This is a genomic window from Flagellimonas sp. CMM7, assembly GCF_021390195.1.
GTDB lineage: Bacteria > Bacteroidota > Bacteroidia > Flavobacteriales > Flavobacteriaceae > Flagellimonas.
In genome coordinates, this window is record NZ_CP090003.1 from 2819142 (window position 1) to 2841860 (window position 22719).

23 protein-coding genes are annotated in these 22719 nt (G+C 37.4%); 12 read left to right on the forward strand and 11 right to left on the reverse strand.

Annotated features, from left to right (window positions below; translation table 11 throughout):
* Position 1: 1 nt before the first annotated feature.
* From LV704_RS12830 to LV704_RS12840, 3 genes are all read right to left on the reverse strand, one after another.
* Positions 2–2569, reverse strand: a complete 2568-nt coding sequence (locus LV704_RS12830) for a carboxypeptidase-like regulatory domain-containing protein (protein ID WP_163423541.1) — start codon at positions 2567–2569, stop codon at positions 2–4.
* Positions 2547–3461, reverse strand: a complete 915-nt coding sequence (locus tag LV704_RS12835) for a FecR family protein (protein ID WP_163423540.1) — start codon at positions 3459–3461, stop codon at positions 2547–2549. Before LV704_RS12835 ends, LV704_RS12830 begins: the two co-directional genes overlap by 23 nt.
* A gap of 64 nt (positions 3462–3525) precedes the next feature.
* Positions 3526–4023, reverse strand: a complete 498-nt coding sequence (locus LV704_RS12840) for an RNA polymerase sigma factor (RefSeq protein ID WP_163423539.1) — start codon at positions 4021–4023, stop codon at positions 3526–3528.
* 113 nt (positions 4024–4136) lie between these two features.
* On the opposite strand from LV704_RS12840, the gene LV704_RS12845 reads away from it, so the two are divergent.
* The 3 genes from LV704_RS12845 to folD all read left to right on the forward strand — a co-directional run bounded on the left by LV704_RS12845 (position 4137) and on the right by folD (position 8268).
* A complete protein-coding gene (locus LV704_RS12845; protein ID WP_163423538.1) occupies positions 4137–5900 on the forward strand; it encodes a hypothetical protein in 1764 nt (587 codons plus the stop codon).
* A 100-nt stretch (positions 5901–6000) separates the two neighbouring features.
* Positions 6001–7329: a signal recognition particle protein gene (ffh, locus tag LV704_RS12850; protein WP_163423537.1), complete on the forward strand. Its 1329-nt coding sequence runs from the start codon at positions 6001–6003 to the stop codon at positions 7327–7329.
* 51 nt (positions 7330–7380) lie between these two features.
* The gene (gene folD, locus LV704_RS12855; RefSeq protein ID WP_163423536.1) at positions 7381–8268 is read left to right on the forward strand and encodes a bifunctional methylenetetrahydrofolate dehydrogenase/methenyltetrahydrofolate cyclohydrolase FolD; all 888 of its coding nucleotides are present in this window, start codon (positions 7381–7383) and stop codon (positions 8266–8268) included.
* On the opposite strand, the gene LV704_RS12860 is transcribed toward folD, so the two are convergent.
* Positions 8265–8423: a hypothetical protein gene (locus LV704_RS12860; RefSeq protein WP_163423535.1), complete on the reverse strand. Its 159-nt coding sequence runs from the start codon at positions 8421–8423 to the stop codon at positions 8265–8267. The two genes, folD and LV704_RS12860, sit on opposite strands and share 4 nt — an antisense overlap.
* A gap of 148 nt (positions 8424–8571) precedes the next feature.
* Here LV704_RS12860 and LV704_RS12865 point away from each other — a divergent pair, with 148 nt between their 5' ends.
* Both LV704_RS12865 and LV704_RS12870 read left to right on the forward strand, forming a co-directional pair.
* A complete protein-coding gene (locus tag LV704_RS12865; protein WP_163423534.1) occupies positions 8572–10299 on the forward strand; it encodes an alpha/beta hydrolase-fold protein in 1728 nt (575 codons plus the stop codon).
* 170 nt (positions 10300–10469) lie between these two features.
* Positions 10470–11096, forward strand: a complete 627-nt coding sequence (locus LV704_RS12870; protein WP_163423533.1) for a DUF2306 domain-containing protein — start codon at positions 10470–10472, stop codon at positions 11094–11096.
* On the opposite strand, the gene LV704_RS12875 is transcribed toward LV704_RS12870, so the two are convergent.
* Positions 11097–11519: a VOC family protein gene (locus LV704_RS12875; protein ID WP_163423495.1), complete on the reverse strand. Its 423-nt coding sequence runs from the start codon at positions 11517–11519 to the stop codon at positions 11097–11099.
* A 192-nt stretch (positions 11520–11711) separates the two neighbouring features.
* Here LV704_RS12875 and LV704_RS12880 point away from each other — a divergent pair, with 192 nt between their 5' ends.
* Both LV704_RS12880 and LV704_RS12885 read left to right on the forward strand, forming a co-directional pair.
* Entirely contained in the window at positions 11712–12503 is a 792-nt protein-coding gene (locus LV704_RS12880) for a DUF1080 domain-containing protein (protein ID WP_163423532.1), read from the forward strand.
* A gap of 12 nt (positions 12504–12515) precedes the next feature.
* Positions 12516–13952: a Gfo/Idh/MocA family protein gene (locus LV704_RS12885; RefSeq protein WP_163423531.1), complete on the forward strand. Its 1437-nt coding sequence runs from the start codon at positions 12516–12518 to the stop codon at positions 13950–13952.
* A 30-nt stretch (positions 13953–13982) separates the two neighbouring features.
* On the opposite strand, the gene LV704_RS12890 is transcribed toward LV704_RS12885, so the two are convergent.
* Positions 13983–14822 (reverse strand): alpha/beta hydrolase, encoded by an 840-nt coding sequence (locus LV704_RS12890; protein WP_163423530.1) that lies wholly within the window; start codon positions 14820–14822, stop codon positions 13983–13985.
* A gap of 97 nt (positions 14823–14919) precedes the next feature.
* Between LV704_RS12890 and LV704_RS12895 the strand changes: the two genes are divergently transcribed.
* Positions 14920–15342, forward strand: a complete 423-nt coding sequence (locus LV704_RS12895) for a helix-turn-helix domain-containing protein (protein ID WP_163423529.1) — start codon at positions 14920–14922, stop codon at positions 15340–15342.
* Here LV704_RS12895 and LV704_RS12900 read toward each other — a convergent pair.
* From LV704_RS12900 to LV704_RS12910, 3 genes are all read right to left on the reverse strand, one after another.
* Positions 15339–16301, reverse strand: coding sequence for a DUF4440 domain-containing protein (locus tag LV704_RS12900; protein WP_163423528.1), 963 nt, complete (start codon positions 16299–16301; stop codon positions 15339–15341). The genes LV704_RS12895 and LV704_RS12900 overlap by 4 nt on opposite strands.
* A 74-nt stretch (positions 16302–16375) precedes the next feature.
* Positions 16376–16924, reverse strand: a complete 549-nt coding sequence (locus LV704_RS12905; protein WP_163423527.1) for a hypothetical protein — start codon at positions 16922–16924, stop codon at positions 16376–16378.
* A 5-nt stretch (positions 16925–16929) separates the two neighbouring features.
* Positions 16930–18441, reverse strand: coding sequence for a helicase HerA-like domain-containing protein (locus LV704_RS12910; protein WP_163423526.1), 1512 nt, complete (start codon positions 18439–18441; stop codon positions 16930–16932).
* Between the two features lie 79 nt (positions 18442–18520).
* Here LV704_RS12910 and LV704_RS12915 point away from each other — a divergent pair, with 79 nt between their 5' ends.
* Together LV704_RS12915 and LV704_RS12920 are read left to right on the forward strand one after the other, a co-directional pair.
* The gene (locus LV704_RS12915) at positions 18521–18973 is read left to right on the forward strand and encodes a Rid family detoxifying hydrolase (RefSeq protein ID WP_163423525.1); all 453 of its coding nucleotides are present in this window, start codon (positions 18521–18523) and stop codon (positions 18971–18973) included.
* 45 nt (positions 18974–19018) lie between these two features.
* Positions 19019–19651 carry a 7-carboxy-7-deazaguanine synthase QueE gene (locus tag LV704_RS12920; protein ID WP_163423524.1) on the forward strand — a complete coding sequence of 211 codons (633 nt, stop codon included), beginning with the start codon at positions 19019–19021 and terminating at the stop codon, positions 19649–19651.
* A 10-nt stretch (positions 19652–19661) separates the two neighbouring features.
* Here the strand turns inward: LV704_RS12920 and LV704_RS12925 are convergent, their stop codons facing one another.
* A complete protein-coding gene (locus LV704_RS12925) occupies positions 19662–20525 on the reverse strand; it encodes a hypothetical protein (protein ID WP_163423523.1) in 864 nt (287 codons plus the stop codon).
* Positions 20526–20567: 42 nt separating this feature from the next.
* Positions 20568–21278: a bifunctional 2-polyprenyl-6-hydroxyphenol methylase/3-demethylubiquinol 3-O-methyltransferase UbiG gene (locus LV704_RS12930; protein ID WP_163423522.1), complete on the reverse strand. Its 711-nt coding sequence runs from the start codon at positions 21276–21278 to the stop codon at positions 20568–20570.
* A gap of 82 nt (positions 21279–21360) precedes the next feature.
* Here LV704_RS12930 and LV704_RS12935 point away from each other — a divergent pair, with 82 nt between their 5' ends.
* On the forward strand, positions 21361–21855 hold the full coding sequence (locus LV704_RS12935) for a YkgJ family cysteine cluster protein (protein ID WP_163423521.1): 495 nt from the start codon (positions 21361–21363) through the stop codon (positions 21853–21855).
* 21 nt (positions 21856–21876) lie between these two features.
* A complete protein-coding gene (locus LV704_RS12940) occupies positions 21877–22713 on the forward strand; it encodes a sterol desaturase family protein (protein WP_163423520.1) in 837 nt (278 codons plus the stop codon).
* Positions 22714–22719 lie beyond the last annotated feature (6 nt).

A 22719-nucleotide genomic window follows, 5' to 3' on the forward strand; every position in this document is an offset into this window, starting at 1 on the left:
TCTAAAAACTAACCCTAAAGCTAACATTGGGCGTAATACCCAAAGAAATGCTCTCTACCGTTTCAATTTGATTGTCCTCTGTAACCCTGTAATACTTGTTTAAACTGTTTTTTCGGTTGGTCATGTTAAGAAGAGATACACCGGTAGTGGCCTTTATTCGCTGTCCAATATTGAATTTGTAAATGGCAGAGGCATCCACCCTTAAATAGTTGGGTAGTCTACTGCTATTGGGCGATTCATAATTGATTCTCGCAGGAAAAACAGTGGTATCAAGAGCCAGGTCACCTTCTTGAGGTTCCGTAAATGGTTTTCCAGAACGGTAGTTGACCCCCAAACTTAATTTCAGGTTTTCGTAGGAATAAGTACCTGCAAAGGTGATGGTGTGCCTAATGTCCAGATTATTGGGAAAGCTATTGGGATCTATGGCATTAAAATTATAATCATTTTTGTTGTAGGTATAGGTTAGCCATGTACTGTAATTGGTTCCTTTTTTGTTGATCAAAAATTCAACTCCTTTAACATCATAGCTGCCAATCTCACCACTGAATTGATTTTGATTCTGAAACCCCTGGGTACTGGTGCTTATGCCATCTACTTTTTTGTAAAACCCTTCTACGCCAATATAGATGCTGTTCTTATCATAGTTTATTCCCAGAGATCCTTGTTTGCTCTTTGTAATGGGCAAAGTATTGTCATCAGATAAAATCCATCTGCGTTTTTCAATACCCAAGAAATTCTGTTCTAAATCAATAATCTGATTGGTGGTCTGACTCTTAAATTCCCCCAGAACTTCACCTCTTAGATAATTTGCCAATCTAAAATTCAGATTAAGACGAGGTTCAACCAAGAACTTTGAAAATGTGCCAAGGTTTTCTATATAGTTGAAACGAACACCTGCTTTCCCAATAAATTTATTTTCAGGAGAGCTATAGCCAATTTCTGTGTGCGGGGCATGAATTCTAATAACTCCCTTTATTTCACTATCAAAAGGAGGTTGTGTAAGATTGGTTGTATTTGTAATACCTGTCTCAATGTATTGATAACCATTATTCCAGTTGAGGTTCTCCAATAATGAGTAATCTGCATTTAGTTTTATCGCAATTTCCAAAACCTGATTATTCTGAAGTAGAAGCTGTATTTGATTGCCAAAGAGGTTTTGGGCATCTAAATTATAACGAGAATAGTAAATATTTAAGTTGGAAGAGAGTCTGTCCGTCCATTGACTTTGCAGCTGCCCACCAAAAGACAGATTGGTTTGCTCTAAAACACTATTGGTAGTCTCTAAATCGATAAGGTTAGTTTCAACATAATCAAGATTGTTATTGATACTGATAAAATTCAGCCTTAATTGGTGCTGGTCATTTACATCATACAAAAGCTTTCCCGTAAAATCGTAAAAAAAGAAATTTTCATCCCTTATAATATCCTCATTTACGGATATATTGTTTTCATTGGTTACTTCACTATCCTGAAAAGCACGGTCAAAAAATTTGTTGTAGGTGGGGGTGTTCAAAAAATCGGTGGTTGAACGTCTTGCAGAGAACTGCAATCCAATTTTTTCAGTGATAGGGATTTGCCCATAGGCGTCCCCACTAATAAAGTTAAACCCAGCACCGCCAGTTATGTTATCTGATAGATCATTACCGGTTTCCATTTGTATCACGCTACTAACTCCATCTCCGTATGCTGACGGCGTACCATTTTTAATAACGGTTATTTTGTCCGTTAGGTAAGGGTTAAAAGCTGAAATCAATCCAAAGAAATGCCCAGATTGATACATTTTAATACCGTTCCATAAAATCAAATTTTGATCGTTGGTACCACCACGCACGTTAATGTCGGATACAGTTTCATCTATACTTTTAATTCCTGGGAGGGCTTGTACCGTTTGTAAGATATCAGGCTCAATTAATCCAGGTAAAATTCCAAAATCCGCGGTGTTTAAGGTAATACTGGCATCTTTATCCCTAATAAGTCCAGTTGTTAGAAATTGATAAACAATGACCTCTTTTAATTGCTCATAATACTGGGCCAAGAGTATTTTGGCGGTTCCACCTTCTTTTAATAATTCTTCTACATTAATGTATTTGGTGATGTACCCCAGAGATCTAACTTTTAATGTTGCGTTTCTAGGAATGTCCTTTAGAACAAAGGAGCCATCTGTGTCTGTGGCAATGGCTATTTCTGTATCAAAAACCTCTACAGAAGCCCCTGGAATGGTGTTTTCCGCAAAGTTGTCCAATATCTTCCCTTGGACAGTTACAAGGGTGCTTTTTGTAATGGTGTAGTACCGATTATTGAGCTTTTCTGCTTTTATCTGAAACTGAGCTTCAATATATTCAAGGATATCAGGTAGTGATACAAGGTTGCTGGGTACGGCAACATCAATATCTTCTAAATCTTCATTTATATATGAAAACTTGACATTGAATTTGTCTTCTAAATTCTTTATGTACTGAACAAGAGCTATGGGCGTGTTTTGTCTTTCCTGTGCATTTATACTGGAATACAGCAAGAAGAAAAACCCAAAGAGGAGGCCAAAATGGCTACTGCGGAGCTTTTTCAGCATAGAAAAGTACATTATCACCCTCAAGTTTGTAATTAATATGAGATGGGGTACTTATACTTTTTAACGCCATATTTAAGTCTGTGTTGCTAAAAGTTCCAGTAAATAACAGACTTTTATCCACATTTTGTGAATTTACTTCGATATCATATTGTCTTTCCAGTTCGCTAAAAACATATTCCAACGGAATACTATTAAAGCTACTTTCGTTATTTACCCATGATGGTTGTGCGGTATTGGGCTTGGTGGTATCCATAATTTTACCGTTAATAACCAAAAAAGATGTGCCAGCGGGCAACTTGGTTTCCGTATTGTTATAGGTTACACTTACCAAACCTTCATAACAAGTCACCTCAAAAAAGCCCTCTCGGTTTTCCACATTAAACTGGGTTCCCAGAACAGCTACTGTTCCTTGATTTGTAGAAACCGTAAATCGTTTTCCTTTGGCAACTTTAAAAAATGCTTCACCTTTTAAAGAAACGTTTCGTTTTTCATTCCAATTTTTCTCACTAAATGAGACTCTGGAGCCTGCGTTTAAGATAATTTCAGAATTGTCTGGTAAAATAACTTCAGAACGTTCTGCCAACTGTGCTGTAACAGATTCGTCCAAGGTGCTTACATAAAAATAGGAGCCGGCAAGTAATACAGCAATAACGGCAGCAACACGCAAGAATTTTTTAAACGGATTCAATGCAATAACCTTTGGTGCATTAACAATACGTTCTTCTTTTAATTGTTCAAGAGCTTGGTCAACATCAAATTCAGGGGCTTTTAAAGTTGCCGAAACATCCTTTAATTTCTGGTAAGAGGCATAAGCCTCGGACTTTTCAAATTCCGCAAGCTCCTCCCCAGAGAGTTCACCGTTTAACCATTTTGCTAAGTAATTTTCTTGCATGATTTCTATGCTTTACACCTTTATAACAATTATCTTTAAAAAAACCCTACTTTTTAATAAGCCTTTAAATACCATCAATCTGTTCCCGTAATGCTTTTAGCGCCAAATGCATACGTTTTTCAATGGCTTTTATGCTTACTCCCTCCATTTCTGCAATTTCAGCATATTTTTTTCCATCAATTCTGTTCAGTAAAAAAGTAGTTCTTTGGTTTTCGGGCAAATCATTTAATGCTTTATCCAATTTCTGTTTATACTCTTTCTCTTCCAACAAAAACTCTGGAGACTCATTGGAGTGCTCATAAGTTGGTTCTGCATACTTCAATCTAACTTTTTCAGCCTTGATTACATTTAGGTATAAATTGTTGGCGACTGTATACAAATATGACTTGGCTTTTTCTGGAGTTACCTTGGCACAATTTTCCCAAAGCTTTACAAATGCTTCTTGGACAGCATCATGGGATTTTTCCTCATTGCCGAACTTATAATATATATAGTTGAATACCGTTTTGGAATTAGCTTTGAATATTGAGCTAAAGACTTGCTCTTCGCAAACGTTGTTCATTGAGGAAGGTTTGTCGATTGCTCAAAGATATTTTAAAAAAAATTAAGATAAAGTAGGGTTTTTTACTTCAGAGTTGTTTTAAGGTTGTATTCTAACTGAAAATCCAAATCGTTATGAAAAAGTTGATTAATAACTTATTGTATGCAGGCCTTGTTCTTATGGCCCTTAATTTTACCTCATGTCAAGAGGAATTTGAAGAAGTAGCGGGAGGCAATGACCAAGAAACCATTACCGCAAACTCTTCTACTGCTGAATTGATTGAGAAAACATCTTCCAATGATGGTTCTTTTGACAATATTGTGGACGGCGCTAGCTGTTTTGCTGTTGAATTTCCTTATACAGTTGAAGTAAATGGGATTCAAGTTACGATCGATTCTAGAGAAGATCTTCACACTATTGAAGATATTTTTGATGAAGTCGATGTGGACGAAGATATTTTAGATATCATTTTCCCAATTACCATTACACTTGCTGATTTTACTGAGATTGTTATCGAAAACAAAGAACAGTTAAGAGAATTGGCCGAACAATGTTTAGAAGGTGGTAGTGATGATGATATTGAATGTATTGATTTTGTATATCCTATTACACTTTTCACGTTTGATATTAATAATCAGGTAACGGGAGAGGTATCTGTGAACAGTGATAAAGAACTAAGAAAGTTCTTTGCTGGATTAGAGGATAATGACCTTGTGAGCATACAATTCCCATTGACCTTAAAGAAATTTGATGGTACTGAGATTGTAGTGAACAATAACGGTGAATTGGCCAATGCATTGGAAATGGCCAAAGAAGAATGCGATGAAGATGATGACAATGACTTCAACGATGATGATTTTGATGAAGAACGATTTGATTTTTGTTTGACACAATGCCCATGGGAAGTTCGTGAGGTAATAAGAGACAACCAGAGTCAGACAGAACAGTATCTAGAGTACGTAATGACTTTTGCAGAAGATGGTACGGTAACAGTAAAAGATAGAGAAGGTGGTATCCTTAACGGTACTTGGGCTTCCAGTTTTACAGAGCGCGGACCGTTATTAACTCTTGAATTTGATACGTTGGTTGACTTTAACCTTGAATGGTTGGTATATGAAATTGGAGATCATACCATTAAACTGTATTCAGACGATGGAAACAAGATAATCCTTAAGCAACTTTGTGAGGATGATCCAGGAGAAGTGCCAGGTCCAGAGACTTTAAGAGAAATCTTGAAAGAATGTGAGTGGATTATCAAAAAGGTGAAAAACCAAGGTGAAGAAATTGAAAGACTTTTGGGATTTGAGTTTAAATTCTTGCCAGAAGGTGTAGTAAGCCTAAGTAATGGAATTACCACATCAGAAGGTACTTGGGAGATCGGTTTTAATGATGATCAAGTGTTATCGCTATTGATTACAATGGGAGACGAACCTGGCGTTAACTTTGAATGGCCTTTAAGAGACCTTAACAATACCAGACTAAGATTTGAAGTTGAAGAGATAGATTATGAACTGGTCCTACTACGCGTATGTGATGACAGCGTTGAAGATGGAGATGTTCCTGAAATAAGAAACATTATGTTAGGTGGAGATTGGAATGTTGCCATGTACAAGGAGAACGACATGGACATGACTTCAGAATTTGCAGGAATGGACTTCAATTTTTCTACGATGCACCAAGTTGAAGTTTCAGTAAATGATGATCCAATAGCTGCTGGCTTATGGAGAGTGCTAAGAAACCATGATGGTGACTTAAAATTCTTCTTGAACTTTGGCGATGAAGCTGTTCTTGGTGAACTTACAGATGACTGGTATATAAACTCAGTAGAAGCAAACCGAATAGAATTGATACATGAAGATGAAAATTCTACGGAAACATTGGTTTTTGAAAGACCATAAAATTATTTCCCCATTTTTTTTTGAAAAGGACGGCTATCCCCAAAGCCGTCCTTTTCTTTTTATTCTTAAATTTGTCCTTCTTCAAAAATGACGAAAGAACATGTTCGATAATTTAAGTGAAAAGCTGGATAAAGCGTTCCACGTCCTCAAAGGTCATGGACAGATAACAGAAATCAATGTAGCGGAAACCCTAAAAGAAGTAAGAAGGGCTCTTCTAGATGCAGATGTCAATTTTAAGATAGCCAAAGAGTTTACCAATAGGGTAAAGGAAAAAGCCTTGGGCCAAAATGTTTTGACCAATTTGCAACCTGGCCAATTAATGGTGAAGATTGTAAAAGATGAGCTTACTGAGTTAATGGGAGGAGATGCCGAGGAGCTTGACCTTTCTGGTAATCCTTCGGTAATTCTAATGTCTGGTCTACAAGGTTCTGGTAAGACGACTTTTTCGGGTAAACTGGCCAGTTTTTTAAAAAGTAAAAAAAGCAAAAAACCACTTTTGGTCGCGTGTGATGTGTATCGTCCAGCGGCAATAAATCAATTGCATGTAGTAGGCGAACAGATTGGGGTAGATGTTTATTCAGATAGGGAAAACAATGATCCCGTGGCCATTGCAAAAGCTGGGGTAAAACAAGCAAAAAGTACTGGATGCGATATAGTCATCATAGATACCGCGGGTCGTTTAGCGGTAGATGAGCAGATGATGACAGAGATAGCCAATATCCATAAAGCCATTAGCCCTCAGGAAACCCTTTTTGTTGTCGATTCTATGACCGGTCAAGATGCTGTCAATACAGCAAAGGCATTTAATGATGTCTTAAATTTTGATGGAGTTATATTGACCAAATTGGATGGTGATACCAGAGGTGGTGCAGCCATTTCCATTAAATCTGTTGTTGATAAGCCAATTAAATTTATTGGTACAGGAGAAAAAATGGAAGCCATTGATGTCTTCTATCCTTCAAGGATGGCAGACAGAATTTTGGGAATGGGAGATGTGGTTTCCTTGGTAGAGAGGGCCCAGGAACAGTTTGATGAAGAGCAGGCCCGAAAAATTCAAAAGAAAATTGCCAAGAACCGCTTTGGTTTTGATGACTTTCTTAGTCAGATACAGCAGATTAAGAAAATGGGGAACATGAAGGACCTCATGGGGATGATTCCCGGTGCTGGAAAAGCATTGAAAGGATTAGATATAGATGATGATGCCTTCAAACATATTGAAGCCATTATTCATTCCATGACACCAGAAGAACGCTCTACACCATCAAAATTAAATGCGAGTCGTAAAAAACGTATTGCAATGGGGAGCGGACGTACCGTGCAAGAAGTGAATCAACTTTTGAAACAATTTGAGCAGATGAGCAAGATGATGAAAATGATGCAAGGCGGTGGCGGAAAGAAGATGATGCAAATGATGCAAAACATGCGGTAATTTATCAATGACCTAAATACCTGAAAACCACTCCCAAAATAAACCAATCCCATGGAAATCCTTGACGGAAAGAAAATATCAAACCAAATAAAAGATGAAATTGCTATTGAAGTAGCAGATATGAAGAGGAGGGGAGAAAAAGTACCTCATTTGGCTGCTGTTTTGGTTGGTACAGATGGAGCAAGCCTCACCTATGTGGGCAGTAAAGTACGTTCTTGTAAAAAAATAGGTTTTGAATCAACCTTAATACATCTTCCAGAAGAAACCACTGAAGAAGCATTGTTAAAACAAGTTGAAGATTTAAATACCAATCCAGATATAGACGGGTATATTGTACAATTACCTTTACCTAAGCATATAGATGAAGAGAAAGTGCTTATGGCAGTTGACCCTGATAAAGATGTAGATGGTTTCCATCCTACCAATTTTGGTAAGATGGCCTTGGATATGGAATCCTTTATATCTGCTACGCCTTTTGGTATAATGGAGCTGTTAAGGCGTTATAATGTGGATACAGAAGGCAAACATACCGTTGTCATTGGACGCAGTCATATCGTAGGAAGACCCATTAGCATTCTTATGAGTCAAAAAGGGAAAGCAGCCAATGCAACAGTTACTTTAACCCATAGTAGAACCAAGAATATAGAGTCCTTTACCCAAAAAGCCGATATTATTGTTTCGGCATTGGGAGTGCCTAACTTTTTAAAGGCCGAAATGGTCAAGGATGGTGCTGTCGTAATAGACGTTGGGATTACCCGTGTACCGGATGAAACCAGAGAAAGAGGTTATTATATTACCGGTGATGTTGATTTTGAAAACGTAAGTAAAAAAGCTTCATTTATTACTCCAGTCCCAGGGGGTGTTGGACCAATGACCATCGCTATGCTTCTAAAAAACACTTTATTGGCAAGAGAAAGACACAAGGTAAAAAATACTTAGTTGTTGCTTTCTTTTTCAGTTTGAATTGAAACCCTTTCTTGTTCGTCATTTGGAGTGATAATGTCTAAGTCACTGTCACCTTCATCATTGGTGCAGCTAGATAATGCCATGGACGAGAACAAGACGGTAATCAATAATAGTATAACTTTCATCATTTGGTAATTTAGTAGGTATGATACCCTATGATTTCTATATATATAACGTTCTTCAAGCATTAATTAGTATTCATTTTTAGTTAGGCTGTAAAATGATTTGAACAGCGATTTAAATTCAGTACCTTTTTAATCAAATTCTGTACTGACCATGAAAAATCAATTTTTCGCATTCTTTTGCCTTTTACTTCTATTAAATTCTTGCGCCAAAAATGAAAACTCAAATCAGATTGTAGTCTCTTTTTCTAAGGAAATAAACGAGAATGCTATTGATGGACGTTTGCTTTTAATGCTTTCTACAAATGATGAAAAAGAACCTCGTTTTCAAATCAGTGGTGGATTAGATACCCAATTGATTTTTGGAATGGATGTGGATGGTATGAAACCAGGAGATGAAATCATCTTCAATGATTCAGTATTCGGATTTCCATATGCAAGTTTAAACGAGGTGCCTCCAGGCGAATACAATGTGCAAGCACTCTTGCATACATATGAAACGTTCAACCTATCTACTGGTCATACTGTTAAACTGCCTATGGATAATGGGGAAGGACAGCAATGGAACAGATCGCCAGGTAATTTGTTTAGCGAGCCTTTTAAGGTTACAATTGATGAAAATGGTATCCAAAATCTTAGTGTTACCATGGATAAAGTTATTCCACCAATTAAAGAGGCGGAAGACACTGAATGGATAAAACATATAAAAATAAAATCTGAAAAACTGTCTGAGTTTTGGGGCAGGGACATGTATTTGGGAGCCCATGTTTTGCTTCCAAAAGGTTTTAAGGAACATCCAGAGGCAAAATATCCATTAATGGTTTTCCATGGTCATTTTCCAAATGATTTTGGTGGTTTTAGAACTTCACCCCCAGATCCAGATACAAAACCGGAGTATTCTGCGCGTTTTGATGTTGATGGTTATAATATTATTCAACAACAAGAGGCTTACGACTTTTATAAGAGGTGGAACGAACCTGACTTCCCTAGGTTTTTAATTATTGAAATTCAACATCCGACTCCATATTATGATGATTCATACGCAGTAAATTCTGCCAGTCAAGGACCATATGGAGATGCAATTACCCATGAATTGATTCCATACATAGAAAAAGAGTTTAGGGGTATGGGAGAAGGTTGGTCACGGTTCTTATATGGTGGCTCCACAGGAGGTTGGGAAGCTCTTGCGGTTCAAGTAAAATATCCTGAAGAATACAACGGCTGTTTTGCTGCTTGTCCAGACCCCATTGATTTTAGGGCCTATTGTCTCACCAATATCTACGAAGACAAGAATGCATATTATTATGAAAGTAATCACAAAAAGGTAGAAGTGCCGTCTCATCGCGATTACCTGGGTCATGTTCAAAGTACTGTTCGTGAGAACAATCATTTAGAATTGGTTCTGGGTACAAAATCAAGATCAGGTCAGCAGTGGGACATTTGGGAGGCCACATACTCTCCTCAAGGCAATGATGGGTATCCGCAACGACTGTGGGATAAAATGACGGGGGAAATCAATCCAACAGTAGCTGAATATTGGCGCGAAAATTTTGACCTTAAACATATTTTGGAACGTGATTGGGATAAATTAGGTGAAAACCTCAAAGGTAAAATTCATATTTACTGTGGCGATATGGACAACTACTATTTAAACAATGCGGTTTATTTAATGGAGGACTTTTTAGAAAACACAACTGACCCTTACTATGAGGGGGAAGTATTGTATGGCGATAGAGCAGAGCATTGTTGGAATGGAGACCCGGAATTGCCCAATCATATTACTAGAATGCGTTATAACTCTATGTATGTGCCCAAAATAATGGAACGAATAGCCAAAAGCGCACCAAAAGGCGCTGATCTCACCAGTTGGCGTTACAAATAAATGAAGGTCTTAGATGGGAATGGTCAAGAAGAGTACTTTAAATTGGTAAAAGGACAGTAAATCAATTTAAAGGCTAATATTGCCTGTTCAAGGGATTTTATCACGCTTTGAATCAGGGATTCTGGTTTTTTAAACTATATTTTGAATAATTTACCCATAAATAAACAAGCATGGCGGGTATCACAAGAAATAAAATAGCATGGATAGTGTTTGCCTTTTTAGCAATAGGGGTTGGGCTTTATCCCTTGATATATTGGTTCGCGGCTGATAAATTTGGTATTTTAAATAGTAAAACGGCCGAACTATTGGCAAACGAAGTTTGGAATATTGGTTTCTATGGCCATATTACTTTTGGTGGTTTGGCACTTATAAGCGGGTGGTCTCAGTTTAGTAAAAAGCTTCGTTCCAAAAACTTAAGTTTACATCGTAACCTGGGAAAATTTTATGTTCTTTCTGTTTTGATAGGAGGGATCTGTGGTGTTTACATTGCTTTTTTTGCTACCGGAGGCCTTATTACTTCATTGGGGTTTCTTTGTTTGGGAATAATATGGCTATACACGACACTAAAGGCATATTTTGCCATTAGGGCAAAAGATTTAGCGCTCCATCAAGGAATGATGATTTACAGTTATGCCGCTTGTTTTGCGGCTGTAACACTTCGCATATGGCTACCACTTTTAACAATGGCCTTTGGAGAATTCCTAATAGCCTACAAGATAGTAGCTTGGCTTTGCTGGGTTCCTAACATGATATTTGCCTTTTTCTGGGTAAAAAGAAAGGGGATGAATCTAGTTTAGTTACTTGGCAAACAATTGATTCATATCCTTAAAAGACTTAAATTCCAATGCATTACCTGCAGGGTCCAGAAAGAACATGGTGGCCTGTTCTCCAACCTCACCTTCAAATCGAATATAAGGTTCAATAATGAACTCAACACCTTTGGTTTTAAGTGTTTTCGAAAAAGACTGAAACAAATCCCAAGGTAAAACAACTCCATAATGTGGGACAGGTACATTTTTGCCATCTACGGCATTGGTGTGAAGTTCCACATTGGATTTTGGTTTGTAGTGAATCACCAGTTGGTGACCAAACAAGTTGAAATCTACCCAATGATCGCTGCTTCGTCCTTCTTCACAATCTAAAATATCTCTATAAAAGCTTCTACATTCATCAAGATTGTGAACGGGAATGGCAATGTGAAAAGGAGTGACGTTTTGCATAGTTTGATAAAAGTAAATTGTCATCAACAATCTTCCAAATAGATGCAATTAATTTTTATTTAAAATATTGATAGTTCCTGTTAAAATGGTATTCGTAGTTCATAAGATGTTGGTAGTCTATATAATGTTTCCTAAAAATGAAATGTCATTATATTTAATAACTACGATTCTATTGATTTGAATAACAGGTACATGAAAAAAAATACAATTCTAATTTTGTTGGTGCTAATAGCTTCTTGTAAAAAGAACATTAAAAACCAAACAACTGTATTAAATGAGACTGAAAATACCACCGAACTTGATGAATGGATTTATCTTTTTGACGGCACAAGTACAGAAGGTTGGAGAGCGTACAACGGAGATTCCCTTCCACCGGGATGGGTGGTTGAGGACAGTACATTGACTTTTGATACTGAACTGGGGCTTGAACAAGATTATAAAGGAGGCACGGATATTATTTATGGTGCCGAGGAGTTTGATAATTTTGAGTTATACCTTGAATGGAAATTGCCTGAGGGAGGTAATAGCGGTATTTTTTACCACCTTAAAGAAGGATATGATGGTCCGCCGGAAGTTTCACCTGAATATCAGCTCATAGACGATGAAAACTATGCCAGAATCCATGATTTAACAGACTATAATACAAGCCTTGGCTATACAGATAAACCTGAAGAATTAAAACCATTGCAGCGAACAGCTTCAGATTACGCAATGCATCCTGCAGATTCGATTAAAAAGATATTAAATCCTGTTGGTGAATGGAATTCTTCCAAAATTGTTTTTACCCCTGAAAGAGTTGAACATTGGCTTAATGGCGAAATGTTGCTATCTTTTGTTCCGTGGGATGAAGCATGGTACGAAAAGAAAAATTCGGACAAATGGAAAAACAGTGCGGATTACGGAAAATATAAAACTGGATTCATTGGTTTGCAGGATCACTCCAGCCCTATCTGGTTCAGAAACATAAAAGTTAAAAAATTATAACAGGTTTTAGATATGAAAAAAAGAGAGTTTTTAAAAACTGCAGCTGTTGCATCATCATTGGCGTTAATGCCATCGGGAACTTGGGCTTTTTCTGGAAATAAACGTTTAAGAACTGCGCATATTGGTGTAGGGAATATGGGTTTTGAAGATTTAAAGGCAATTTCATCCCATAAATTGGTGGACGTTGTGGCGCTTTGCGATGTGGACTCTAACAACTTGGAAGCGGCAAAAAAGATTCATTCAAAAGCTAAGACATTTTCAGATTATAGAGAAATGCTAAGAGAGATGAGTGATGATATCGATGCCGTTATTGTGTCTACACCAGATCATACACATGCCCCAGCTTCTATGATGGCTATGGATATGGGTAAGCCAGTATATTGTCAAAAACCGCTAACGCATCACGTATCTGAAGCAAGAGCAATGCGTAAACTGGCCACTGAAAAGAACTTGATTACCCAAATGGGCATTCAGGTACACTCTTTTTATGACTACAAATTGGCCACTTTGTTGATTCAATCTGGAATCATTGGTAAAGTACATACGGTAAGAGCATGGTCTCCCAAGGATTGGGGGTACAATGGCCAGGCTCCTTCAGGTAGTGATCCCATTCCGGAAACCTTGGATTGGAATCTTTGGTTGGGTACCGCCGCAGAAAGACCTTATAAAAAAGATTATTATCATCCTGGAAACTGGAGAAAGTTGATGGATTATGGTTGTGGTACTTTGGGAGATATGGGAGTACATATTTTTGATACCCCGTACAATGCCCTTCAGTTGGATGTACCACTCACTATTAAAAACGAATGTAGGCAACCAACAGGATTTGGCTTTCCGGAGAAGAATATGGTTACATATGAATTTCCTGGTACAAAATACACAGCTGATAAATTAAAGTGGGTTTGGTATGATGGTCCTGGTGCCCCAAAAATGCATAAGGATCTTGAATTGCCCAATTCAGTTGATCATTCGCAGAAAAATGAAGAAGTTGAAAATGATGATGATCAAGCTATGGAAGATAAAATGTCACTGGATACTAAAGAAGCTATGGATGGAGTATTACCAGATCAAGGTGCTATGTTCATAGGAGAAAAAGGGCGTTTGTTATTACCACACTTTATGCAACTGCCAAAGAAGATTGTTGATGGAAAATATGTAGACATATCAACGGAAATTGCAGCGGTGGAGAAAGCAAATAATATGGGTAAACCCATACGTGATTACGATTCCGAAGGTCCAAAACACTACCATCAGTTTGTGGATGCGTGTTTGGGCAATGATAATTGTACAGCACCTTTCTCTTATTCTGCAAGATTAACGGAAACCATATTGTTAGGCGTTATTGCAGGTCGTTTTCCTAATAAAACGTTGCATTGGGATAATGAAACTGCACGATTTTCTGAAGAAGAAGCAAATCAGTATTTAGAATCACCGTATAGGGATTTTTAATACCTGAAGATTTTTAGATCTAAAATCCTGTTAGGCCTCCAGAAAAGAAATAATTTGGTTATTTACGTCTTCTTGGTGCATGGAATGCCCTAATCCCTCTGTACTTATCAATGTGCTGCCCTTCCAATTTTCACTTACATTTTTAGAGGCATGATATGGCGCTATCGCATCTAATCTGTCATGAAATAACAATCCTTTTTTGGTATTGGACTGGGCGAATTTTGATGCTGAGAAATCATGAATTTTAAAACCGAATCTTTTAAGGATATAGTTGTCCAAAGCCCTCATTACCCTATTATTGAATTTTAATAGGTGCTGATAATGCTCCATGATTTCATGAAACTCAGATGGAGCACCTATAGTAACTATTTTTTCTACATTGGGGTTGGGGTTTTTGTACTCATTGTACATCAATGTCATGCCCCCTACGGAATGCCCAATAAGATATTTTGGGTCATATTTTTTAATCATATGGTGAAGTGCTTCCTCATACAAGGGTACATATAGGATTTTACCGGTAGAATACCCATGCGAGGGAGCATCAAACGCTATAATATTAAAATCAGCATCTTGAAGTTTATGTATAAGATTGCGCCAACGAAAAGTATTGCTTTCCCAACCGTGCACTAACAACACGGTTTCTTTCTTTCCAGGCCAATGATAAGATTGTAGTTTATGCCCAGCGGCTGACTCTACTCCATTCTTGGCTTTATCTAAATATGCCTCTTGCTGAGGCAAAACCCTCCCTTTTCTAACGGTACAGAACAAATTGAAAGCCTTGTGAGCGGTTTTTTGCGGAGCCAATAGAGCATGCAGGTTGAAATATTGACCATATGCGAGAGGAAGAATTTTGGCAATTAGTTTTTTCATCAGGTTACTTTTTGTAACTTACTCTTTTGGAGAAACTAAAAATACAGAATCCTTTTGTAAGAAAAAAGAAGTCACCCATTCAAAACTAAGTATAGATATGGAAACTGTTACTGAAAATCAGCAGCTTAGAACTGCTAAAAAAATTGAAAAAATGTTTGGGCATATTGATTACAAAAACCCACCTGAGCTTTGTCCTGTTCGTGATGTAATGTCAGTTGCTTCTGATCAATGGAGTACATTGATTATTCTTTGGTTGGGTTATTTTCCGGTTTTGCGCTTCAACAAACTTAAAAAGTTTGTCTATGGTATATCTAATAAAGTTTTAAGCCAACGTCTAAAGGTACTGGAAGCCGATGGCTATATTTCTAGAAAGGCATTTCCAGAAGTGCCCATTAGAGTGGAATACAGTCTCACTGATTTTGGAAAAACTTATGTTGAAAAATTACTTGAACTAACGGAATGGATGCAGACCAATAGCCCAAAAGTACTTGCGAATAGAGAAAAATACGGCCTGTTTTAGTCTTTAAGCCTGTTCCATATATCAATATACATTTTCCAGGTGCCTTTCTCTTTTTTCCAAACAACGACATATTTTCCTTTCCAACTGGTCGCAGGTTCTTCTCCTTTTTTACTGGTACCATGGTAGTATCCATAATCATAGGCATAATCCCCTATAATTTTTATTTCTGATGTATCCATACCATGAGATAGGATCTTAGTGTCCTTTCCTAACAGCCAACGTGCTTTAATGGCCTCTCTTCCCTCTACTATTGGAACTCCTAACGGAATGAGTTTGGCATCCTGAGTGTAACTGTTTGCCATTGTATCAAAATCTTGGGCGATAAAAGCGGTTGAGAAACCTCTGGAAGCGGCAACTACTTTATTTTTTTCACTGTCATTGGTATTGGATATTTTACCATTTGAACAATCAATTCTCCACGTTGGAAAAACTACAGATTCAGTTTTATCTACCCATTCTCCAACCCATTTAAAACCTTTATCATCAATGTCATAAAATGAGAGTCTATAAAAACCATCGGTACCGTTTGGTGCTTTTTGTTCGCTATACAATACAATTTTACCCTCTTCATTTTTGTTTCCTTCCCATGCCCTTAATGTTGTGGAAACAGTTCGGGTCGTGTAATAATGGACATACCATCTTGTGCTATCCTGACTAAATTGACGAATACTGCCAGAATAGGTTTCATCTTCTTTCAGGGTTTCATCTTGAATGGCCATACCATTCATAATGTATTTGAATCGCCAGATCATATCAACAGGCTCTGCCCAGGTCTGATCAGGGTTTCGGGTTTCAGACTTGCAGTTACATTCCCCTATCAATGGTGCAAAATCCAATAGTTCTTTTGGTGCCTTTGGATTTGGTAATCCAAATGGGTGTTCTACAGAAGGTTCAAAATCGTATTGAGCCAGTAAAAAAATGGGAGCTAGGAAGATAGTAAGAAAGTGTATTGTTTTCATTTGGTTGGATTTAACTTTCAAATTACCCAAACGAAAATAAGTAGCTACGTCCTTTAGGATTTAATTAACAAAGGCTAATCCCACCCCAACATCAAATATTTTATTTTGGCATTGTCAGGTATTTGAACCGTTTCAATATGGGAAGTGGTATAGCGAAGGTTTGAAGGCAATTCCTCTTTGTCAATGGTAAAATACAGATTACTGTTCTTAGGAAATATGACAACACTGTTTAAGGTTGTCACCGTTTTTTTGATCGTATACTTATTTTGGATCTCTTTAAATGTACTATTTAGACTGATTCCTTTATCTGTAGTGTAACGAGGATCAAATATTCTAACATTTCCAATAGTGGGAATACTATCCAAATTTGAGGTAAGTGTTAAAAGGTGTTTGCCCCCTTTTTCAAAAACCTTGGTTTTTTCCGCTTTGATCCCAACATTAAGTTTAGAGGTGTCCTTTACAATGGAATCCTGAGCAAAGAGGGTTTCCAAAGTATTTGCTGGAGATGTTTTTAAAAGAACTCCTACGGAGTTTTCAGTAATTAAAAAAGTGGTATTCTTTTCAGTGCATTGAACGAATGCAAAGCAGCATCCAAGTGCAAAAACTATAAATATTCTTTTCATAAAAATTATCGGATAACTTTTTTCAAAACACCAAGTACTCCACGAATAAAGGTGGCACTGGTCAAAACTTTTACCACAGGGTTCATTCGAGTACTTTTTCTAGTGGACGTTTTTCTTCGAGATGTAGTCTTTTGTTTTTCTTCCTTTTCAGCTTCTTTTTGGGCTTTTTCTATTTTTTCGTTCAATAATTCATAAGCACTCTCTCTATCAACCTCATCATTATATTTTTTAATCAATTTGGATTTACCCAAGGTTTCTTTAAGTTCAGCCTTGGTCAAAACATCCATACGGCTCATAGGAGCCCGCAGCATGGTTGCCGCCAATGGGGTAGGTCGCCCTTTTTCATCCAATGCGGAAATAAGTGCTTCGCCTATTCCCAATGAGGTCAATATTTCTTTGGTATCATAAAACTCCGAGTCTGGGTAGTTTTCAGCGGTAAGTTTTATGGCCTTCCTGTCTTTTGCGGTAAATGCTCTTAGGGCATGCTGTACTTTTAGCCCTAACTGTCCCAGCACATCATCCGGAACATCTGTAGGGTTCTGAGTTACAAAATAGAGTCCAATACCTTTAGAACGTATCAATTTTACGATACTCTCAATCTGTTCCAATAAAGCTTTTGAAGCTTCTTTAAAAATAAGATGTGCCTCATCAATAAAGAGAATCAATTCAGGTCTATCACTATCTCCTTGTTCTGGAAAGGTAGCGTAGATTTCAGCCAATAGACTCAACATGAATGTAGAAAACAACTTTGGTCTATCTTGAATATCTGTAAGTCTTATAATATTGATGTAACCTCTGCCATTTTCATCAATACGAACCAAATCATCAACTTCAAAGGATTTCTCGCCAAAGAACAAGTCAGCTCCCTGTTGCTCCAGTTCAATAATCTTTCTTAGAATAGTTCCGGTAGAACTCGTAGAGATTCGTCCATACGACTCTTGAAATTCTTTTTTGCCCTCTCCTGTGGCATATTGTAACACTTTTTTAAAATCTTTTAAATCCAGCAAAGGAAGCTTGTTGTCATCACAATACTTAAAGACAACAGCTACAATTCCTTCTTGTGTAACGGTCAAATCAAGAATTCTTGATAGCAAAACAGGTCCGAATTCGGAAACCGTAGCTCTTAGGCGAACACCATCTTGTTCCGAAAGGGATAAAACCTCAACTGGAAACCCACTGGCTTCAAACGGAAGTCCAATTTTTTCATGGCGTTCATCTATTTTAGGGTGGCCTGGGCTAGGTTGTGCAATACCACTGAGGTCACCTTTTAAATCCATAAGCAGAACGGGAATTCCTTTATTTGAAAGGTTTTCTGCGATAACCTGAAGCGTTTTGGTTTTTCCCGTACCAGTTGCTCCAGCAATAAGTCCGTGCCTATTTAAGGTTTTTAAAGGAATCTTTACAAAAGCATTTGTTACCGTTTCTCCATTGAACATTCCGGCTCCCATGGTAATGTAATCACCTTTGGTTGTATAGCCTTTCTCAATATGTTCAAAGAATTTTTCTTTGCTGCTCATGGAATTCAGTTTTCGTAAAAATAGGGTAATTTAGTAGAAGACAAAAGATTCAATATATTAGATCAATACACATAATACTATGAAGATTTCAGCAAGATTATTATCCATTGCCCTCACTTTTTTTATCTGTACAGCTTTGACAGCGCAAGAAAAGACAGAGATTACATTTCATAAATCACATATTCCCTCCAGAAATAATGCTCCATTTAGTGAAGCAGTGCAAGCAGGAAATCTTTTCTTTCTAGCCGGGCAAATTGGTTTTGACAGGGCGGCAGGGTATATGGCCGAAGGAGGTATAAAAGGTGAGACTGAACAGGTGATCAAGAATATTCAAGCTGTTTTGAAACATCATGACTTAGCATTGGATAATGTTGTAAAGTGTACTGTTATTTTGAGTGATATTGAAGATTTTAAGGCTTTTAATGAAGTCTATACCCAATATTTTACGAAAAAACCGGCCAGGACCACTTTTGCAGCTAAAGGCCTTGCCGTTGGTGCCAAGATTGAAATTGAAGTAATCGCAGTACGATAGGTTTTAAGTCTAGGTCTAAGATGAACTAAGTCCTATCTTTGCAAAATGGTTTCAGAGCAGGTAATGGATTTGGTGGATAAAGGGCAGATGCTTCCTTTAATGGAAGAATTTTACACCATTCAAGGAGAAGGCTATCATAAGGGCACTGCAGCTTATTTTATTCGTGTAGGAGGTTGTGATGTTGGTTGTCATTGGTGTGATGTTAAGGAAAGTTGGAATGCTGAGACACATCCACCTACTTCAATTGATAGTATTGTAGATAATGCTGCTACGTATTCTGATACCATAGTAATTACCGGTGGTGAGCCACTTACATGGGACATGGGACCTTTAACTTCTGCGTTAAAGGCTAAGAACCTTCAAACACATATTGAAACTTCTGGGGCTTATCCTTTAACGGGAGCTTGGGATTGGATTTGTCTTTCTCCCAAGAAAAATAAACTTCCGGAGGAAAAGATATACGATGAGGCAAACGAACTTAAAGTTATCGTTTACAACAAACATGATTTAATTTTTGCTGAGGAACAGGCCGCTAAAGTAAACGGGGATTGCATTCTCTATTTGCAGCCAGAATGGAGCGTTCGAGAAAAAATGGTTCCATTGATTGTGGATTATGTTATGCAAAACCCCAAGTGGAAAGTATCTCTACAAACACACAAATACTTAAATATTCCGTAATAGAATAGGGTTAACGTCCGCCGTTACTCTGCAAGTCTAAAATACATTCAGCGTCAAGAACGGGCACTGCTGCAAGTCCACTGGAGGTTCTGGTTTCCAAAAGTTTTAGCATGGAGTCACCACTTAAGTTACACGGAGAAGTCAAGACACTTCCTTTAGCGGCCAAACTCCTAGCGGTAGGAGCACCAAACTGTAATTCAGCTCGCATAAGACAACCTGGTACATCGCAATGGTTTTCCGCATCTGGGTCTTCATGGTCATTAACGGGAACTGTGCCTAAGTTAACAAGTCCAAATAAATGCCCAAATTCGTGATTCAATGTGGCTGTTTCAACATCAGTTACGGTTATTAAAGAACTTCGGCTTGCTAAATCTCTTATAGTAGACTCATATATCACCATGGAAGTATTTCTGTAAACTGCTCCCAATGTCACCAAACCTTCATCTAAATCATCTCCATCGGAGGGAGCATCAGCAAAATAAATGTAAATAGCCAAAGTAGTTCCATTGTTGTATGCGGTTCTATTCTCATTTTCCAGTTCAGCAATCTCATCTAAGACCAATGTTTCTTCATCAGGAGATGAAAGACTTTTAAAGGAGAATTCGATATTCTGTTTAAAAGTTCGCTCTCTAAGATAGTCTTCAAAGTTGGAAACTGTCTGACCTGTTGGTTGAAAACCTTCAACATAACCTATTTCAACTAAAAGCCTATCAAAGTTATCATTGGATAAAAAATCATTTGCAGAAGAACCTGTAGCCTGAAGGTTGGGGGTTTTATCAACATTTTGCGGGGTTTGAGTATCATCAGAATCATTAGAACAGGCATTGATAAACCCAAAAACAACTATGAGTGCAATAAAGATTTTCTTTTTCATACTATATTGATATGTATTAAAAACGGTAAGGCGGGCATTCTATTATGATTTGAAAGAAAGTTTTGCCAAATAGTCGTAATGTTCTCCCTCACTTACAAGTTTACAGTCAAAATCGTGGGCTGCACAAGCATTTTGTAAAGTCGTAAAATCAAGGTAAAGCCACTCAAAGGAAGGGCTTTTCTGATTCTTGTACTCCATGACAAAGGTTACTTCACCATAATAATCACCACTGTTTGGAATCCAAAATCCACCATCTTCGTCTTGGTCAAACATATAAACGATATTGCTGGAATCCAATAAAATTTGCCCGTTTGGCAGTAACAATGACTTTAAATGATTTAAAAAAGAGCTTAGATTATTTAGTTTTCCAGCTAAACCAATACCATTCATAAGCAGTAAAAGTGTATCGAATTTTGAGTCGTTATAATCAAGAAACAAACTGTGGACTGAAGATTTAACACCTCTATTTTTACAAACTTCAATCGCCCCTTTTGAAGCATCCAAAGCGGTAACCTCAAATCCCTTTTTTTGTAGGTACAGGGTGTGGTTCCCAGCTCCACAACCAATATCAAGAACGGTTCCTTTTGCTAGGTTTAATGCTTTTTGTTCTAACAATGGCATTTCTTTAAAACCCCTGAACAAATAGGGTAATGGTATACTGTCTTCTTCATCCAAGGATGAATAGGTCTTAATATCTTCCGTATAATTCCCTGAATGATAGTCCAGTAAAGCTGTTCCAATAATATCCGACATAAATTAAAATGGTTGATGCAAAAATGGGACTTTATTAATAGATAAAGGTTTAAATGAAAAGTGTTTTTTATGTTTGTCTTTCATGAAAGAGGAATTAGAGGAATTGCCAAAGAAGGCAAAGGAAAAACACGCTGAAAACAAGAAGTTTTTCACAAAACTGAGAAAGCGTCCGCCGAAGAACTTGGATTACGTGATGAGTGAACTGCATGAGGCCGAGTTTGAAAAAACAGATTGTCTTACTTGTGCCAATTGCTGCAAAACAACGGGCCCTCTTTTTACCAACACGGATGTGGATAGAATTGCAAAACATTTTAGAACAAAGCCCTCAAAGTTTATTGACCAATATTTAAGGGTAGATGAAGAAAATGATTATGTGTTAAAAGAAGTGCCCTGTACTTTTTTGGGAACTTATAATTATTGCTCCATTTATAATGTTAGGCCAAAAGCATGTAGAGAATTTCCCCATACAGATCGGAAAAAGTTCCATCAGATAAGCAATCTTACCTTAAAAAACGTGGCTATATGCCCTGCCGCTTTTAACATTGTTGAAGAAATGAAAAAGAAAGTAAAGCTTTAATGATTTCTTATATTTGAGAATATGGATCAGATAATCACCTATTTTGAAAATATTCCGGCACTGCACAGAAGCCTTATCCTAGTTGGGGGAATTACGTTCTTCTGGATTTTGGAAGGGATAGTGCCTCTTTTTAGTGTTAAGTATAAGAAATGGCGTCATTCTGTTCCTAATTTTTTCTTTACCCTCACGACCATTATTATTAATTTTCCCCTCGCTTTTTTGTTGTTGAAAACATCAGATTGGGCAGTAGAAAACCAATTTGGAATTATAAACTGGCTTCCAGAAATGCCGCTGTGGCTCTATGTTGCTCTTGGAGTTATGCTTCTCGACTTAATTGGAGCGTATACTGCGCATTTAGTGGAGCATAAAGTAAAACCACTTTGGATGGTTCATTTGGTCCATCATTCAGATCATAATGTAGATACCACTACGGCAAACAGACATCACCCATTGGAAAGTTTAATTCGGTATATTTTTACTTTAATAGGTGTTTTTCTGGTTGGTGCCCCTATTGGTATCATCATGCTGTATCAAAGTCTGTCCGTTGTTCTTTCACAGTTTAACCATGCCAATATTCGATTACCCAAGAAAGTAGATAATGCAATAAGTTGGTTGATTGTAAGTCCAGATATGCACAAGGTACATCATCATTATAGATTACCCTTTACAGATTCCAACTACGGTAACATTTTCTCTATTTGGGATAGACTATTCGGAACCTTCATGAAAATGGACGTTGATGCAATTGTTTATGGAGTGGATACTTTTCCAGATGAAAAAGAAAATAGTAGTATTATAGGCTTGCTGAAACAACCTTTTCATAAATACAGAAGGCCTACCACTTCTGAGTCTGAGTAAAAACGC

Coding starts and splice junctions, on each gene's coding strand:
- LV704_RS12835 (WP_163423540.1), bottom strand. CDS start 3,461: ATGCAAGAAAATTACTTAGCAAAATGGTTAAACGGTGAACTCTCTGGG.
- LV704_RS12905 (WP_163423527.1), bottom strand. CDS start 16,924: ATGAAAAGAATATTTATAGTTTTTGCACTTGGATGCTGCTTTGCATTC.
- LV704_RS12880 (WP_163423532.1), top strand. CDS start 11,712: ATGAAAAAAAATACAATTCTAATTTTGTTGGTGCTAATAGCTTCTTGT.
- LV704_RS12845 (WP_163423538.1), top strand. CDS start 4,137: ATGAAAAAGTTGATTAATAACTTATTGTATGCAGGCCTTGTTCTTATG.
- LV704_RS12840 (WP_163423539.1), bottom strand. CDS start 4,023: ATGAACAACGTTTGCGAAGAGCAAGTCTTTAGCTCAATATTCAAAGCT.
- LV704_RS12915 (WP_163423525.1), top strand. CDS start 18,521: ATGAAGATTTCAGCAAGATTATTATCCATTGCCCTCACTTTTTTTATC.
- LV704_RS12865 (WP_163423534.1), top strand. CDS start 8,572: ATGAAAAATCAATTTTTCGCATTCTTTTGCCTTTTACTTCTATTAAAT.
- LV704_RS12900 (WP_163423528.1), bottom strand. CDS start 16,301: ATGAAAACAATACACTTTCTTACTATCTTCCTAGCTCCCATTTTTTTA.
- LV704_RS12890 (WP_163423530.1), bottom strand. CDS start 14,822: ATGAAAAAACTAATTGCCAAAATTCTTCCTCTCGCATATGGTCAATAT.
- LV704_RS12925 (WP_163423523.1), bottom strand. CDS start 20,525: ATGAAAAAGAAAATCTTTATTGCACTCATAGTTGTTTTTGGGTTTATC.
- LV704_RS12895 (WP_163423529.1), top strand. CDS start 14,920: ATGGAAACTGTTACTGAAAATCAGCAGCTTAGAACTGCTAAAAAAATT.
- LV704_RS12860 (WP_163423535.1), bottom strand. CDS start 8,423: ATGATGAAAGTTATACTATTATTGATTACCGTCTTGTTCTCGTCCATG.
- LV704_RS12940 (WP_163423520.1), top strand. CDS start 21,877: ATGGATCAGATAATCACCTATTTTGAAAATATTCCGGCACTGCACAGA.
- LV704_RS12875 (WP_163423495.1), bottom strand. CDS start 11,519: ATGCAAAACGTCACTCCTTTTCACATTGCCATTCCCGTTCACAATCTT.
- LV704_RS12920 (WP_163423524.1), top strand. CDS start 19,019: ATGGTTTCAGAGCAGGTAATGGATTTGGTGGATAAAGGGCAGATGCTT.
- LV704_RS12935 (WP_163423521.1), top strand. CDS start 21,361: ATGAAAGAGGAATTAGAGGAATTGCCAAAGAAGGCAAAGGAAAAACAC.
- LV704_RS12910 (WP_163423526.1), bottom strand. CDS start 18,441: ATGAGCAGCAAAGAAAAATTCTTTGAACATATTGAGAAAGGCTATACA.
- LV704_RS12830 (WP_163423541.1), bottom strand. CDS start 2,569: ATGCTGAAAAAGCTCCGCAGTAGCCATTTTGGCCTCCTCTTTGGGTTT.
- folD (WP_163423536.1), top strand. CDS start 7,381: ATGGAAATCCTTGACGGAAAGAAAATATCAAACCAAATAAAAGATGAA.
- LV704_RS12930 (WP_163423522.1), bottom strand. CDS start 21,278: ATGTCGGATATTATTGGAACAGCTTTACTGGACTATCATTCAGGGAAT.
- LV704_RS12870 (WP_163423533.1), top strand. CDS start 10,470: ATGGCGGGTATCACAAGAAATAAAATAGCATGGATAGTGTTTGCCTTT.
- ffh (WP_163423537.1), top strand. CDS start 6,001: ATGTTCGATAATTTAAGTGAAAAGCTGGATAAAGCGTTCCACGTCCTC.
- LV704_RS12885 (WP_163423531.1), top strand. CDS start 12,516: ATGAAAAAAAGAGAGTTTTTAAAAACTGCAGCTGTTGCATCATCATTG.